Origin of the sequence: Marinobacter sp. SS8-8 (genome assembly GCF_030540945.1) — a bacterium.
In the GTDB taxonomy this organism is placed as follows: Bacteria; Pseudomonadota; Gammaproteobacteria; order Pseudomonadales; family Oleiphilaceae; genus Marinobacter.
The window spans coordinates 64,590-80,051 of sequence record NZ_JASSVN010000004.1 but is presented as its reverse complement, the minus strand read 5'-3'; the positions used below and the strand labels follow the sequence as shown (position 1 = coordinate 80,051).

Here is a 15,462-nt window from a genome sequence, read left to right as displayed (position 1 = left end):
AGGAGAGAACCATGCGCGCATTTACCCAACACCAGGGCGTTGTCGCCCCCATGGACCGTTCCAATGTGGATACGGACATGATTATTCCCAAGCAGTTTCTGAAGTCCATCAAGCGCACCGGCTTCGGGCCGAATCTGTTTGATGAGCTGCGGTACCTGGATGAAGGCAAGCCGGATCAGGATTGTGCCAAACGCCCGATCAATCCGGATTTTGTTCTGAACCAGGACAGGTACAAGAACGCGAGTGTCCTCTTGGCGCGCCGCAACTTTGGCTGCGGTTCCAGCCGCGAACACGCGCCCTGGGCGCTGGAAGATTTCGGTTTCCGGGTGATTATTGCCCCGAGTTTTGCCGATATTTTCTATAATAACTGCTTTAAGAATGGTCTGTTACCGATTGTCCTTCCTGAGGAAATAGTTGATCGCCTCTTTCAGGAAGTGGAGCAGGGCGAAGGCTATCAACTGTCTGTGGATCTTGAGGCCAGGACAGTGAGCACGCCTTCGGGTGAGACGTTCGGTTTCGAGGTGGATGACTTCCGCCGTCATTGTCTGCTTAACGGCCTGGACGATATCGGTGTCACGCTGGAAGATGCGGATGCCATCAAATCGTATGAAGACAGTCGTCGTAAAACCGCGCCCTGGCTGTTTGGCGCCGGTGGCGGAATCCAATAGAAGACTCTTGCAAGGAAAAACCATGTCCAGAACAGTGTTGATGCTTCCCGGCGACGGTATCGGGCCGGAAATCGTGGCTGAGGCCGAAAAGGTGCTTCATAAAGTCAATGACCAGTTCGATCTTGGCCTGGGCTTCGAGTCCGGCCTGGTCGGCGGCGCGGCAATCGATGCAACGGATAGCCCGCTTCCGGATGAAACGCTGGAAAAAGCGACCAAAGCCGATGCCATCCTGCTGGGTGCCGTTGGCGGTCCCCAGTGGGACAGCCTCCCGATGGCCAGGCGCCCCGAGAAGGGATTGCTGGGGTTGCGATCAAATCTTGAGCTGTTTGCCAACCTGCGCCCGGCCATCCTGTATCCGCAACTGGCCTCGGCGTCGTCGCTGAAGCCGGAAGTGGTATCCGGCCTGGACATCCTGATCGTCCGGGAGCTGACTGGAGGCATCTATTTTGGCCAGCCGCGCGGCGTTCGCGAACTGGAAAGCGGAGAGCGTCAGGGCTACAACACCTACGCCTATACAGAATCGGAAATTCGTCGTATAGGCCGGGTTGCTTTTGAGGCGGCTCAGCAGCGTGGCAGGAAGCTGTGTTCCGTTGACAAGGCGAATGTGCTGGAAGTGACTGTTTTGTGGCGGGAAATCATGAACGATCTGCGCCGGGAATACCCGGACGTGGAGTTGTCCCACATGTACGTGGATAACGCCGCCATGCAGCTGGTGCGCGCACCCAAGCAGTTCGATGTGATTGTGACTGGCAACATGTTTGGTGATATTCTTTCGGACGAAGCGGCTATGCTTACCGGCTCCATTGGCATGTTGCCATCGGCGTCGCTGAATTCGGAAAAGCAGGGTATGTACGAACCCTGTCATGGCTCTGCGCCGGATATTGCCGGCAAGGGTATTGCCAATCCGCTGGCCACTATCCTTAGTGCTGCCATGATGTTGCGGTACAGTCTTAATGAGGAAAAAGCGGCTGAAGCCATTGAGGCGGCGGTCAGCAAGGTTCTGGATCAGGGGCTGCGAACGGCAGACATCATGTCTGAAGGCGCGGCCAGGGTCTCCACCCGGGAAATGGGTGAGGCTGTTCTGGCTGCGCTTTAAAGAGCGGTTTCTGTCCAGTTTTTTGAGACCCGACGGTAGCGGGATGCAGTTGCCGCGGGATCATCCATCCTGTCCCTGCCAGCGATAAAGGCTTCGGGCGGGCATAAAACGAGGTCTGAAGATCGCACATGAAGCGAGTTGGACTTGTAGGTTGGCGTGGCATGGTGGGCTCGGTCCTCATGCAGCGCATGCGTGAAGAAAACGATTTCGCCGATATCGAACCGGTGTTTTTCACCACATCCCAGGCGGGCAAGCCCGCACCGGATGTAGGCAAGGGGGGCGTTCCTGCACTCCAGGATGCGTTCGACGTTGAGATTCTGAAAACCCTGGATGTGATCGTGACCTGCCAGGGTGGCGATTACACCGGTGCGGTTTACCAGAAGCTCCGCGACGCGGGCTGGGAAGGCTACTGGATTGATGCCGCATCCACGCTCCGGATGGCTGACCACTCGGTTATTGTCCTGGATCCGGTCAACCGCGATGTTATTGATGCCGCGCTGGCCAAGGGGGTCAGGGATTACATTGGGGGTAACTGCACCGTCAGCCTGATGATGCTGGCCCTTGGCGGTCTGCTTGAGCGGGACCTGATCGAGTGGGTAACGCCCATGACCTATCAGGCGGCCTCTGGCTCCGGTGCGCAGAACATGCGTGAATTGCTGAACCAGATGGGTGTGCTCAACAGCAGTGTGAAAGCCGAGCTGGATAACCCGTCTTCCGCGATTCTCGAGATTGACCGGAAGGTGACCGAAACCATGCGCTCCGATGGGTTTCCCACCGAGCACTTCCAGGTACCGCTGGCCGGTAGCCTGATTCCGTTTATCGACAGGCAGCTCGATAACGGTATGAGCAAGGAAGAGTGGAAAGCCGGTGTAGAGACTAACAAGATTCTTGGTCGTTCGGACAACCCGATTCCAATTGATGGTATCTGCGTGCGGATTGGCGCCATGCGCTCCCACAGTCAGGCACTGACCATCAAGCTGAAGAAGGACCTGCCGGTTTCAGAAATTGAGTCGATCCTGGCGAAGGCCAATGACTGGGTAAAGGTTATCCCCAATGACCGCGATGCAACTATTGAGGAACTGACTCCGGCGAAGGTTACCGGTACCCTGAGCGTGCCGATTGGCCGCATCCGCAAGCTGGCCATGGGGCCGGAGTATATTTCCGCGTTCACCGTAGGTGATCAGCTGCTCTGGGGTGCTGCCGAACCGCTGCGTCGTATGCTCCGGATCCTTCAGGAGCGTTAAGAATTGTTACGCAGAGGCAATAAATGCCAACTGTGTCCGGTTTCAGTAAACCGGTAAGGGGGCGGAGGCTGATTTCAGCCTCCGCCCCTGTTATTTTCAGGAGCGCTAGGCAGTTCCGCGCGATTGATAAAAAATGGTGCAAGGATTGCGGCTGATTGATTGATAAAAGAGGTTTTATCAACAATACTTGCCGGGCTGACTATTAAAAAGAACACATAATAACGAGAACTATCCAGATGGAAGTCATCCAACCTCGTCCGATTCTGTTTGAAACAAGCAGTAACGAATAACGGAGACTGGAAAGGAAAAAGCATGAAGGTACGCAAGCTTGCGGTTGCCCTGGCTCTGGTGGGAGGGCTCGGATCCGGCGTCGCACAGGCCCTTGGGCTGGGTGAAATTGAACTTCAGTCCTATCTGAACGAGCCACTGGATGCGGAGATTGTTCTGCCCCAGAGCCGAGGCGTTAATCCAGGGGACGTATTCGTCAACATTGCTTCGGAACAGGCATACGAACGGGTGGGGCTGGATCGCAACCAGTTTCTGAGCAAGCTCCGGTTCCAGGTGGTTACCCGTAACGATGGCAGTCTTGCCGTTAACGTTTCCTCGCGCGAGCCCCTGAGGGAACCGTACCTCAATTTCCTGCTGGAAATGACCTGGCCGAGCGGCCGGTTGATGCGTGAATACGCCGTTCTTGTTGATCCGCCGGTGTACGCAGAGGACTCGGGGGTACAGGAGCAGGTTAATGTACCCCCGGCGGCTTCCACTGAAACGGCCCGGCAACCCTCAGCAACCCGCAGCCAGGAGTCCTTGCGCCGTCAGTCGCAGGCCGAGCGGTCACTGGACGCGGGTTATCAGGCGGATACCTTCGGGCCAACCGGGCCATCCGATACCTTGTGGACCATTGCTTCCCGCGTACGCCCCAATGACAGCGTTTCCATGCAGCAGGTCATGCTTGCAATACAGGACCTGAATCCGGGTGCATTCATCAACAATAACATCAATCGCCTGAAGCGCGGCGAAGTGCTCCGTGTCCCCTCCATTGACCAGATACAGAGCCGGACGCGTGCTCAGGCAATTCGCATTGTCAGCCAGCAGAATCAGGAATTTCAGTCGCCCCGGCGTACCATTGATGCAACTGCGAGCCGGCAGCAACAACCTGTATCTCCGGAGCCGGCGGCAGGTGGTGATGAGCTGAAGCTGGTTGTCGCCGGGGAATCCGGTGGTGATGCTTCCGAAGGTGGCTCCGCCGGCGGGGATGGCCAACTGCCTGGTGGCGTTGATGCCGGCACCGCTGTTGCGATGGAAGAGCTGGAAAGCGCACGACGCGAAAATACAGAACTGAACAGCCGGGTAAAGGATCTTCAGGATCAGGTTCAGACACTCCAGCGTCTGCTTGAACTGAAAAATACCCAGCTTGCCGAGATTCAACAGGCAACCGGGGCAGCCTCTCAGGAGCAGACTGTCTCTGGTGAGAGCGAGGCTGCCGCTACTGCGGCGGTGACTGGGGGCGTGACACCTCCGGAAGAGACCGCTGTTGTGGATGAGAAGGTCACCGGAGAGGGTGAACCTGCCGTGCCCGGTGAACAGGCCGAACCCGCACCTGAAACCGCTGAGCTGGCGGGGGCTGAAGATGCACCGGAAGATGCGGCTGCCGATGTTGCCTTACCATCTGATGAGCAGGTCATGGCGGAGGCTGGCGTCGACGCGACTTCCGAAGACATGGGCGAAGACGTTGCCGGGCCAGCTCCTTCGGCCTCTCAGCCTTCGCAGGTGGCAGAGCCCGAACCAAAGCCGGCACCCCAGGCTCCTGTCGCAGAGAGGGGCTTTCCGGCTAATGTGATTGATGCGATCACCAACAACCCAATGTACCAGATTGCCCTTGGCGGTGGCCTGATCGTTCTCCTGTTGCTGCTCCTGCTCCTTGCCCGTCGCAATGCGAACCGGGAAAAGGCGTTTTACGAACAGCTGAATAGCGAAACGGAGGAAGGTACAGATTCCTTTGATCTGAATCTGGATGAGGACGATCAGGAATCCGTTGCCAGTAACACCCTCGAGGAAGCAGACACCTACATTGCCTATGGTCGTCACGACCAGGCAGCACAAACGCTGGAAACCGCAATCTCCCGCGAGCCAAGCCGCACTGATTTGCGTCTGAAGCTGTTGGGCGTATATGCCGACACCCAGGATCGTGAATCCTTTGAAAAGCAGTTTGGTGAAATCGCGGCGCTGGATGACGAAGAAGCCCTGACGACAGCAAATGAGTTGCGGGCGAGACTGGAGGAAGCGGAATCCATGCCAAGCATCGATGACCTTGAATCACAGCTTCGCTCAGATTCCTTCGCGGCCTCTTACCATTCCGGAAAGGCGGCGGATGACGATTCGGTTGATGGTGAAGACAAACCTGTATCTGAAGAGCTCCTGGCGGATCGGTTCGATTCGGAGCAGGAAGAGCCTGCCGAGAACGAATTCGGTGACTTCGATTCCGATCTATCAGACTTTGATCTGAATGAGTTTGAAGAACCGGAAACTTCTGGGTCGGACGGCCCGAAAGAAGAAGGCAAGGATGATCTGATCGAATACGACCTGTCGGGTATTGAACTTGAGTCCGCAGAAGAAAAGACGGCTACCGAAGAAACTCCTGAGCCCGGGGAGTCCGGTGAGTGGGATATGTCCTCGGAGTTCGAGATGGATCTTGATGAACTCTCTGACACAGAAACAAAGCCCGATGAGATCGAAGAAGAACTGGGTCTGGAGCTCGACGAGAGTGATCTGGGGGAAGAAACGCCAGCGAGGGAGTCTGGTGAAGCGGCCGATGAAGTCAGTCTGTCCGGGGAAGACTCCGACGTTGCTATCGATTCTCTGGACGAGTCCTTTCTTGATGAACTTGATGCCGAGCTCGACAAGGTCGCCGGTGAAGAAGACGAGCTGGACGGAAGCGGAATGGAAGAAGCCTCGCTGGATGACCTTGAACTGGATGTGTCCGATGAAGACCTGGCGCTGATGGAGGAGTTCTCTGATTCCGCGGATTCGGCGAATCACGACGAGGAAGAGCCTGCTTCCCTGGATGAGGAACTGGGCCTTGAGGACACCCTTGCAGAGGGCGATGTTCTGGGCGATGCCGAAGAAGCCGGTCCTGAAAAGGCCGTTGAGGGGGCCGAGGAGCTTGAGCGGCAGGGCGTTGCAGATGGCCTTGATGACCTTAATGACCTTGATGACCGGATCCTCCCCGCTGATGTCGATGAAATTTCAGATGAAGATCTGGATGTACCCGTTGCATCCGATGAGGTGGCCGGGGAGTCCTTCCGTTCGTCCGTTGCCGATATCGATGAGAACGACCTCGGGGATGACGATGACTTCGATTTCCTTGCCGGTACCGATGAGGCTGCCACCAAGCTTGATCTTGCGCGGGCCTACATCGAGATGGGTGACGCTGATGGCGCCAGGGACATCCTTGAAGAAGTCGCCCTGGAAGGCAGTGAAGACCAGAAAGCGGAGGCACAGGATCTCCTTAAAAACCTGTCCTGATCCGTTATAATCGGGCCTGACAGGCAGCAAGCGCCGGTCGCCGGGTTGATTCCCGGCATCATGCCGGCGCTTTGTTTTTACAGAAACATACTTTCCGGATTCGCACTTGTTTCTTGAAACCCGGCAACTCACCACAGATAACGCCATCGGGGCAGGGCGAGTCGTGCTTGCGTTTGAGTATGATGGCCGCAGGTTCCACGGCTGGCAGCTCCAGAAATCCGGTGTCCGGTCGGTCGAAGCCGAACTTGCCAAAGCGGTGGCAAGGGTCGCCGATCACCCCGTGGATCTGGTTTGTGCGGGGCGCACTGATGCCGGTGTCCACGCGAGTTACCAGATTGCCCATTTCGATACCCCTTCGGTGCGGAACCTCCGGTCCTGGGTGATGGGCATCAACACCGCATTGCCCGAGGATATTTCCGTACACTGGGCCGGAAATGGCGAGGGCGATTTCCATGCCCGTTTCTCAGCCACGTACCGCCGTTACCGCTACATCATCTACAACCATCCGGTGCGGCCCGGTATCCAGCGGGGGCAGGTGAGCTGGACATTCCGTCCTCTCGATGCCGGGCGAATGCATGAGGCAGCGCAGGCGCTGGCAGGTGAGCACGATTTCTCCTCCTTCCGTGCAGCCGGCTGCCAGTCCCGAACGCCGATCCGTTTCCTGGAAAGGATCTCGGTAACCCGAAAGCGTGATTTTGTCGTAATTGATGTGCAGGCCAACGCATTTTTGCACCACATGGTGCGGAATATTGCCGGGGCATTGATGGCGGTGGGTTCAGGGAAGCAGCCAGTAGAGTGGATTCATGAGATACTGGCCGCCAGAGACCGGACAGTGGCCGGTGTTACCGCGCCTCCCCACGGTCTGTATCTGGTTGATGTGGGTTATCCTGGTGAGTTCGGTTTGCCTGCTGCCGAGTGTGGTCCCGGTTTTCTGAGGCCGTGGTTCAGTCGGGCGGAAAACCGCCCTCTTATGCCCACACATATCCATCCCAAGCAACGGGTACCGAGCCAATGAACGCACGCGTAAAAATATGCGGCCTGACTCGTCCTGAGGACGTGGATGCGGCGGTTGAATGCGGTGCAGACGCTCTGGGGTTTGTCTTCTATGGGCCAAGCCCCCGGTCAGTCAATGCGGATCAGGCCGCAGCTCTGGTTCGCCGCATCCCTGCGTTCGTGTCCGCTGTCGGCCTGTTTGTGAATCCCTCCCGGCAGGACGTCGAGACGGTGCTCGACAAGGTTCCGCTGGATCTTCTGCAGTTTCATGGCGACGAAACTGCCGTTTTCTGCTCAGGCTTCGGGCGCCGCTGGATCAAGGCCGTCCGGGTTCGGAAAGCCGGTCAGATCGAGCGTGCGTTTGAAGAGTTCCGGGACTCTGCCGGTTTGCTGGTCGATGCCTGGGATCCGGAAAAATACGGCGGTACCGGGAAGGGCTTCAACTGGGCGCTGATACCGGAGGACCGGCCACTGCCGCTCATATTGGCCGGCGGGTTGTCATCTGCTAACGTATTTGCCGCGGTAAACCAGGTGAAACCGTGGGCGGTGGATGTCAGCGGCGGTGTTGAACAAGGCAAAGGCATCAAGGATATCCAGAAAATTTCTCATTTTATCAAAGAGGTTCACCGTGTCTGTAAAACTGACTGAAGAAATGCTGAGCGCACTGCCGGACGCGCGGGGTCACTTCGGGGCCTTCGGTGGGCGGTTTGTTTCCGAGACTCTGATGGATTCCCTGATGACACTCGAGAAAGAATATAACCGCCTCAGGAAAGACCCGGAATTTCAGGCGCGGTTCGACAAGGAACTGGCGGATTACGTGGGCCGGCCCACGCCTCTTTACTTTGCCGAGCGCCTGACCCGGGAGACCGGCGGTGCGCAGATCTGGCTCAAGCGTGAAGATCTTTGCCACACCGGCGCCCACAAGGTGAACAACACGATTGGCCAGGCACTGCTCGCCAGTTTCCTGGGGAAGAAACGGATTATTGCAGAGACCGGTGCCGGCCAGCACGGTGTTGCGACGGCAACGGTCTGCGCCCGTCTGGGGCTTGAGTGTCATGTGTTCATGGGTGCCGAGGACGTTCAGCGCCAGTCTCTGAACGTCTTCCGTATGAAGCTGCTGGGCGCTCGGGTCCATGCCGTGCAGAGTGGCTCTAAAACGCTGAAGGATGCCATGAACGATGCCATGCGGGACTGGGTGGCGCACGTTGATGACACCTTTTACATCATTGGCACTGTGGCGGGGCCACACCCGTATCCGATGCTGGTTCGGGATTTCCAGTCGGTAATCGGTCGTGAAGCCCGTCGTCAGTGCCTTGAGAAGACCGGCAAATTGCCAGATGCACTGGTGGCCTGTGTCGGCGGAGGATCAAATGCCATAGGTCTGTTCTATCCGTTCCTCGCGGATGAATCCGTGGAGCTGTACGGGGTTGAAGCCGGTGGCCTGGGCATTGAAACCGGAAAACACGCGGCACCTCTCTGCGCCGGTCGGCCGGGCGTGCTGCACGGTAACCGGACCTACCTGATGGAAGATGAGAATGGCCAGATTGCCGACACTCATTCTGTCAGTGCCGGCCTGGACTACCCGGGTGTCGGGCCGGAGCACAGCTGGCTGAAGGACATTGGCCGGGCCCACTATGTATCGGTCACCGACGATGAAGCTATGGAAGGTTTCCGCAAATTGACCCGCGTTGAAGGCATCATGCCTGCCCTGGAGACCGCGCACGCGGTGGCTTACGCTATCAAAATGGCGGCAACCATGGACAAAGACCAGACCGTGGTCATCAATGTCTCCGGTCGCGGCGACAAGGACATAAACACAGTTGCCAGGCTTGAAGGCATCGAGATCTGAAGAATCAACAGGAGCAGGCATGAGCCGAATCGAAGGGGTTCTCAATACCCTTAAAGGACAAGGTCGCAAGGCACTTATCCCCTACATTACCGCCGGAGACCCGCACCCCGATGTGACGGTGGATCTGATGCACACCCTGGTGGCGGCCGGCGCTGATATTATTGAACTGGGGGTGCCATTCTCGGATCCGATGGCAGACGGTCCGGTCATCCAGCTGGCCTGCGAGCGGGCGCTGGTCCATGGAACCTCCCTCCGGCAGGTTATCGGCATGGTCAAGGAGTTCCGAAAGACCAACGACAGCACACCGGTGGTGCTGATGGGGTATCTGAACCCCATGGAGGCGATGGGCTATGAAACATTCGCGGATGCGGCCAAAGACGCGGGTGTGGATGGCATCCTGACGGTCGATCTGCCGCCGGAAGAGGCCGGCGAGGTGGCTCCTTTGTTTACCGAGCACAATCTGGACGCCATCTTTTTGCTGGCACCGACCACGACCGATGACCGGATTCGTGCAATCAGCGAGCACTCTTCCGGTTATGTGTACTATGTTTCAATCAAGGGTGTGACAGGCTCTGCCACAATCAACGTGGAAGAGGTTGCCGCAAAAGTGAACCACATTCACGAACTGACAGCGCTTCCCGTGGGCGTCGGCTTCGGTATCCGGGATGCGGAAACGGCTGCTGCAGTCGGCCGGGTATCCGATGGTGTAATTGTTGGCAGTGTCCTGGTCGATACAATAGCCAGGAATCAGGCAGATACCGGCCAGCTCAAACGAGCATTGACGGATCTGCTCCACCCGATGCGTGAAGCGCTGGACAGCCTGGCCTCCTGATTGAATCAGGGGTGAGGGCAAACAGGCATCAAAGGACAGGATGAAACCATGAGTAACTGGCTGGACAAGATCATGCCGAGCAAGATCCGCTCGGAATCCAAGCAGAGAACCGGTGTGCCGGAGGGGCTGTGGAAGAAATGCCCCAAGTGCGGCGCCTTTCTCTACAAGCCGGAGCTTGAGAAGAATCTCGATGTTTGCCCGAAATGTAACCACCACCTCAGGGTTAGTGCCCGTCGGCGCCTGGATATATTCCTTGACGAGGACGGCCGGGAAGAGATTTCGGCTGAGCTTGAGCCATGGGATCGCCTGAAGTTCAAGGACACCAAGCGCTACAAGGACCGTCTGTCCCAGGCCCAGAAGGCGACAGGGGAGAAGGACGCCCTGATAGCGATGAGGGGGACAACTCTGGGCGTTCCACTCGTTGCCTGCTCCTTCGAGTTCAAATTCCTCGGCGGTTCCATGGGTCAGGTGGTCGGCGAGAAATTCGTTCAGGCCGCCAACATTGCTCTGGAGCACCGTATTCCCCTCGTCTGTTTCTCGGCCAGCGGCGGCGCGCGAATGCAGGAAGCGATTCTGTCATTGATGCAGATGTCGAAAACCGCAGCTGTTCTGGAGCGCATGAAACAGGAAGGAATTCCCTATATTTCGGTCATGACAGACCCGGTCTTTGGCGGCGTTTCCGCCAGTCTGGCGATGCTGGGCGACCTGAACATCGCCGAGCCAAATGCGCTGATCGGTTTTGCCGGGCCACGGGTCATCGAGCAGACGGTTCGTGAGAAGCTCCCCGAAGGGTTCCAGCGCAGTGAGTTCCTGCTGGAGCACGGGGCGATTGATATGATCCTTCACCGCCACCAGATGCGGGAGCGGATTGCCCACGTACTGGCCAAGTTCACGGGTCAGGAACGTCCGGGCACTGAAGAACCTATCGAGTTTGATGTGTCCGAGAAGCCAGAAATCGATGCCCCCACCGAGTAACCGCTCTGTCCGGCCTCCGGTTTCTCCGGGGGCTGGTGCCACGGTCGACCAGTGGCTTGCCTACCTCGAAGCGATGCACCCAACCGAAATTGACCTTGGGCTGGACCGGGTCCTGATCGTGCTTCGCCGAATCTTCCGTCGCAAACCGGGAGCTCGCATCATCACTGTGGCCGGCACCAACGGCAAGGGCAGTGCGGTTGCGGCAGTGGAGGCCCTGTTGCGGGCCGCGGGGCGCCGCACCGGCGCCTACACTTCGCCTCACCTCCAGAGCTATAACGAGCGTGTTCGCCTGGACGGCACCGATATCCCGGATGAAGAACTGGTGAAGGCGTTTGAGGTGGTCGAGGCCGCCCGGGGAAAGGTCTCTTTGACCTATTTCGAATTTGGTACACTGGCGGCGTTCGTGGCCTTCGCCAATGCGGGCGTGGATCACTGGATTCTGGAGGTTGGCCTGGGCGGGCGGCTGGATGCAGTGAATGTCCTGGATGCCGATTTCGCCATACTGACATCGGTGGACATCGATCACGTCGCCTTTCTTGGCGATAACCGGGAGGTTATCGGATTTGAAAAGGCCGGCGTGCTGAGGCCGGGTATCCCGGCCGTTTATGCCGACAATGATCCGCCCCGTTCCGTGCTTCAGCAGGTTGCGGCACAGAAAGTGGATCTGGCACTGCTGGAGCGCGATTATCACCTGTCACCGCGGCAAGGGCACAGGGGGTCGAACCCCGGTCCGGCCCTGGAATACGGGGGGCAGTTGATTCGCTTGCCGGCCGGGCCGCTGCCGCTGAAAAGTGTCGCTGCGGCAGTCGTGGCCATCCGCAATCTTGAGCCGGAGCTGGATATTTCAGTGATCGAACAGACCCTTTCGGTCCTGAGTGTCCCTGGTCGATTCGAGTTGCTTGGGAAACATCCGGATATCTTGGTTGATGTGGGCCACAATCCCCATGCTGCGCGCTGGCTGTCTGGCCAGTTGGAGAGCCTGAAAACGCCGGGTAAAGAGGTTCACGCCGTTTATGCGGCGCTGGCCGACAAGGATGTTGAAGGCGTTGGCAGAGCCATGGCCGGAGTAGTGGATCACTGGTACCTGGCGGGGCTTGATGCTCCCAGGGGGCTTTCCGGGGCAGTCCTGAAAGACAGGCTGTGGGCCGTCGGGCTGACGGCTGTGAGCGCCTCCGAAACCGTCCTGCAGGCACTGAATACCGCATTGTCGAATGCCTCAGCGGATGATCTGGTGGTTGTTTTCGGTTCGTTCCATACCGCCGCGCAGGCTCGGGAAATTCTGCTTCGCTGTGGTTTACAAAAGCGGGCCCCGGGGCCGACCTGAGTGCCTTAAACTTTGTCCATGGCAGCGGGGCTGCCTTTGAGTTCCGGCTGCCGGGCGGTTAGTATCTGCGGGTAGGCGTCTCTTGCGGCGCAGTCACAACAGCGCGGTCACAACAGCGCGGTCACAACAGATGGGAGCCTGGCAAAGTGGATGGATTGAAACAGAGAATAATCGGGGCGTTGGTGCTCGTTTCCCTGGCGGTTATCTTTGTTCCCATGCTTTTTGACGAGCCTCACCCGGAGCGTAGTTCCACAACCATCAAAATCCCGGAAGAACCCCCTTTCCCTGAGGTTGAGGCGCCTGAAACCGAGGTGCCACCGGCGCCTTCCTATGAGCTCAGGGAGAAGGCACCTGATGTGCCTGAATCCGGCGCAGGGGAGGGCGAGGACTCGCCCGCGTACCGAATTCTTGAACAAGGCTCCGATGCCGCGCCCGCTGAGCCGGAAACGGCCGAGTATGAGCGCTCCCTTGAGGGTGCCTGGGTGGTCCAGTTGGGAAGTTTTGGCAATGAAGACAATGCCCGCCGGTTGCGGGACAAGGTTCGGGAGAAGGGCTATGGCTCTCATCTCCAGGCCGTTGTCCGTGGTGATACCACGCTTACCCGGGTTTTCAGCGGTCCGTTTGCCACCAGGTCGGAAGCCGAAGCAGCAAAGCGAGCCGTGGATGAGGCGTTTGGCGTGAACAGCCTGGTTACGTCCGGCGGAAAATAGCCACGCTCAGCCGGTTTTATGTGGGTCAGGCGGTTTGGCGAACCGGGGTTTCCTGATAGAATTCGCGCTTCCTTTTCTCCACCGGGTTTTCCATGGAAGCGCTGATCTGGATTGACTGGGTCATTATCGCCCTGATTACAGTTTCCACGCTCATCAGTCTGAAGCGGGGTTTCGTAAAAGAAGCCCTGTCTCTGGTGACCTGGGTTGGTGCGTTCATCCTTGCCAGAACCTTCCATCCTCAAATGCAAGGCCTGCTGGAAAGCACGGTAGAAACACCCCTGGTCAGGCTCATTGCCGCCTTCGCCATACTCTTCTTTGGAACGCTCATTGTCGGAGCCATCATTAACAACATGATTGGTCACCTGGTCAGGGTCACAGGGCTTTCAGCCACGGACCGGGTGCTTGGCATGGGGTTTGGGCTCTTGCGAGGTGTTGTCGTCGTGATTGTCGCCATTGCCTTTACCCGATACACCCCGCTGGCACAGGATACCTGGTGGCGAACGTCCATTATCATTGACCGCCTTGCGGTGGTTGAAGACTGGTCCCGGCGGACCCTGGGCGATGAATTTGCGCGTTTTCTGGGGCCTGCGCCCGAGGGTGCGCGAGCCCCGGAACCCGTTACACTGCAGGAAGGCGTGGAACCAGCCTCTGCGTCCCGCTAACATTCAGTTTTAACACTCGGAGAACCCCTTATCCATGTGTGGCATTGTCGGCATCGTCAGTACTTCCAACGTCAACCAGTCGCTCTATGATGCGTTGACTGTACTTCAGCACCGGGGCCAGGACGCGGCGGGCATTGTTACTTTTCAGGATGATCGTTTTTACCTTCGCAAGGATAACGGACTGGTGCGGGACGTGTTCCACACCCGGCATATGCGCCGCCTGGTGGGTAACGTGGGTATCGGGCATGTGCGTTACCCGACAGCCGGCAGTTCCAGTTCCGCCGAAGCCCAGCCGTTCTATGTAAACAGTCCCTACGGCATTACCCTGGCCCATAACGGCAACCTGACCAATGCCGATGATCTCAGCAAGGACCTGTTCCGGACCGATCTTCGCCACATCAACACCAATTCGGATTCGGAAGTGCTGTTGAACGTGTTCGCCCATGAACTGCAGAAGCTGGGTAAGCTCGATCCCACCAAGGACGAAATTTTTTCAGCGGTAAGCGCCGTGCACAAGCGCTGCCGGGGTGCCTATGCCGTGATTGCCATGATCACCGGTTACGGCATTGTCGGCTTCCGGGACCCGAACGGAATCCGGCCGGCCTGCTACGGCGAGCGTACCACTGAGGATGGCCGGAAGGAATACATGATCGCTTCGGAAAGCGTGGCTCTGAGTGCCGCGGGTTATACCCTGGTTCGTGATATTGCGCCGGGCGAGGCCGTCTATATCGAAACCGACGGTACCCTGTACACCCGTCAGTGCGCCGAAGACCCCCATCTTTTCCCGTGTATTTTCGAGCATGTGTATTTTGCCCGCCCGGACTCCATCCTTGACAAGGTGTCGGTCTACAAGGCGCGCCTGCGGATGGGGGAGACCCTGGCCGAGAAAGTCCTGCGGGAATGTCCCGACCATGATATCGATGTGGTGATACCGATTCCGGACACCAGCCGGACCTCCGCCATGCAGATGGCCCACCGCCTTGGGGTCAAATTCCGGGAAGGCTTTATCAAGAACCGCTACATCGGCCGGACGTTCATCATGCCTGGTCAGAAAATGCGGAAGAAGTCCGTTCGCCAGAAGCTGAACCCGATCGATCTGGAGTTCCGGGGCAAGAATGTGATGCTGGTGGACGACTCGATCGTGCGCGGGACCACCTGTAAGGAGATTGTCCAGATGGCGCGGGATGCGGGTGCCCGCAAAGTCTATTTTGCGTCGGCGGCCCCCCCTGTTCGCTACCCGAATGTGTACGGGATCGACATGCCCTCTGCCAGCGAGCTGATAGCCCACGACTGCACCGTTGAAGAAATCCGGGAGCTGATTGGTGCAGACTGGCTGCTCTATCAGGACCTGGATGATCTGGTAACCTGCGTCAGTGATGTGAATGACGATATTGAGGGCTGGGAGTGCTCGGTCTTCACCGGTAAATATGTGACCGGAGATGTTGATGCGGCCTACCTTAACCGGCTGGAAGAACTGCGCAACGATGGCAAACGTTTCGAGAATACCGGAGCCACATCCAGTGATAACGGTATTATTGACCTGTACAACGACGAAGACTGAAACAGCCGTACCTGGCAGGAGAC

The 15,462-nt window shown here is 57.8% G+C and carries 13 protein-coding genes; all 13 read left to right on the top strand.

What is annotated here, in order from left to right:
* Positions 1-11: 11 nt before the first annotated feature.
* The 13 genes from leuD (at position 12) to purF (ending at position 15,439) form a co-directional block, all read left to right on the top strand.
* A complete protein-coding gene (gene leuD / locus QPL96_RS05905; RefSeq protein WP_303286249.1) occupies positions 12-668 on the top strand; it encodes a 3-isopropylmalate dehydratase small subunit in 657 nt (218 codons plus the stop codon).
* 22 nt (positions 669-690) lie between these two features.
* Positions 691-1,764: a 3-isopropylmalate dehydrogenase gene (gene leuB / locus QPL96_RS05900; protein ID WP_303286248.1), complete on the top strand. Its 1,074-nt coding sequence runs from the start codon at positions 691-693 to the stop codon at positions 1,762-1,764.
* Between the two features lie 128 nt (positions 1,765-1,892).
* On the top strand, positions 1,893-3,008 hold the full coding sequence (gene asd, locus QPL96_RS05895) for an aspartate-semialdehyde dehydrogenase (RefSeq protein ID WP_303286246.1): 1,116 nt from the start codon (positions 1,893-1,895) through the stop codon (positions 3,006-3,008).
* A gap of 312 nt (positions 3,009-3,320) precedes the next feature.
* Entirely contained in the window at positions 3,321-6,533 is a 3,213-nt protein-coding gene (locus tag QPL96_RS05890) for a FimV/HubP family polar landmark protein (RefSeq protein ID WP_303286244.1), read from the top strand.
* A 106-nt stretch (positions 6,534-6,639) separates the two neighbouring features.
* Positions 6,640-7,548 carry a tRNA pseudouridine(38-40) synthase TruA gene (gene truA, locus QPL96_RS05885; RefSeq protein ID WP_303286242.1) on the top strand — a complete coding sequence of 303 codons (909 nt, stop codon included), beginning with the start codon at positions 6,640-6,642 and terminating at the stop codon, positions 7,546-7,548.
* Positions 7,545-8,174 carry a phosphoribosylanthranilate isomerase gene (locus QPL96_RS05880; protein ID WP_303286240.1) on the top strand — a complete coding sequence of 210 codons (630 nt, stop codon included), beginning with the start codon at positions 7,545-7,547 and terminating at the stop codon, positions 8,172-8,174. Before truA ends, QPL96_RS05880 begins: the two co-directional genes overlap by 4 nt.
* Positions 8,175-8,178: 4 nt before the next feature.
* Positions 8,179-9,375 (top strand): tryptophan synthase subunit beta, encoded by a 1,197-nt coding sequence (gene trpB / locus QPL96_RS05875; RefSeq protein WP_303286469.1) that lies wholly within the window; start codon positions 8,179-8,181, stop codon positions 9,373-9,375.
* 19 nt (positions 9,376-9,394) lie between these two features.
* A complete protein-coding gene (gene trpA / locus QPL96_RS05870; protein ID WP_303286239.1) occupies positions 9,395-10,207 on the top strand; it encodes a tryptophan synthase subunit alpha in 813 nt (270 codons plus the stop codon).
* 48 nt (positions 10,208-10,255) lie between these two features.
* A complete protein-coding gene (accD, locus tag QPL96_RS05865; protein ID WP_303286237.1) occupies positions 10,256-11,182 on the top strand; it encodes an acetyl-CoA carboxylase, carboxyltransferase subunit beta in 927 nt (308 codons plus the stop codon).
* Positions 11,166-12,506, top strand: coding sequence for a bifunctional tetrahydrofolate synthase/dihydrofolate synthase (gene folC, locus QPL96_RS05860; protein WP_303286235.1), 1,341 nt, complete (start codon positions 11,166-11,168; stop codon positions 12,504-12,506). The genes accD and folC overlap by 17 nt, the downstream gene beginning before the upstream one ends.
* A gap of 146 nt (positions 12,507-12,652) precedes the next feature.
* On the top strand, positions 12,653-13,216 hold the full coding sequence (locus QPL96_RS05855; protein WP_303286233.1) for an SPOR domain-containing protein: 564 nt from the start codon (positions 12,653-12,655) through the stop codon (positions 13,214-13,216).
* Between the two features lie 92 nt (positions 13,217-13,308).
* Positions 13,309-13,878, top strand: a complete 570-nt coding sequence (locus QPL96_RS05850; RefSeq protein WP_303286232.1) for a CvpA family protein — start codon at positions 13,309-13,311, stop codon at positions 13,876-13,878.
* A 34-nt stretch (positions 13,879-13,912) separates the two neighbouring features.
* A complete protein-coding gene (gene purF / locus QPL96_RS05845; RefSeq protein ID WP_303286230.1) occupies positions 13,913-15,439 on the top strand; it encodes an amidophosphoribosyltransferase in 1,527 nt (508 codons plus the stop codon).
* The last annotated feature ends 23 nt before the right edge of the window (positions 15,440-15,462 follow it).

Bases quoted from the DNA above. Each gene is read 5' to 3' on its own strand.
- leuD (WP_303286249.1), top strand. From the start codon at position 12: ATGCGCGCATTTACCCAACACCAGGGCGTTGTCGCCCCCATGGACCGT.
- leuB (WP_303286248.1), top strand. From the start codon at position 691: ATGTCCAGAACAGTGTTGATGCTTCCCGGCGACGGTATCGGGCCGGAA.
- asd (WP_303286246.1), top strand. From the start codon at position 1,893: ATGAAGCGAGTTGGACTTGTAGGTTGGCGTGGCATGGTGGGCTCGGTC.
- QPL96_RS05890 (WP_303286244.1), top strand. From the start codon at position 3,321: ATGAAGGTACGCAAGCTTGCGGTTGCCCTGGCTCTGGTGGGAGGGCTC.
- QPL96_RS05880 (WP_303286240.1), top strand. From the start codon at position 7,545: ATGAACGCACGCGTAAAAATATGCGGCCTGACTCGTCCTGAGGACGTG.
- trpB (WP_303286469.1), top strand. From the start codon at position 8,179: ATGCTGAGCGCACTGCCGGACGCGCGGGGTCACTTCGGGGCCTTCGGT.
- trpA (WP_303286239.1), top strand. From the start codon at position 9,395: ATGAGCCGAATCGAAGGGGTTCTCAATACCCTTAAAGGACAAGGTCGC.
- accD (WP_303286237.1), top strand. From the start codon at position 10,256: ATGAGTAACTGGCTGGACAAGATCATGCCGAGCAAGATCCGCTCGGAA.
- folC (WP_303286235.1), top strand. From the start codon at position 11,166: ATGCCCCCACCGAGTAACCGCTCTGTCCGGCCTCCGGTTTCTCCGGGG.
- QPL96_RS05850 (WP_303286232.1), top strand. From the start codon at position 13,309: ATGGAAGCGCTGATCTGGATTGACTGGGTCATTATCGCCCTGATTACA.
- purF (WP_303286230.1), top strand. From the start codon at position 13,913: ATGTGTGGCATTGTCGGCATCGTCAGTACTTCCAACGTCAACCAGTCG.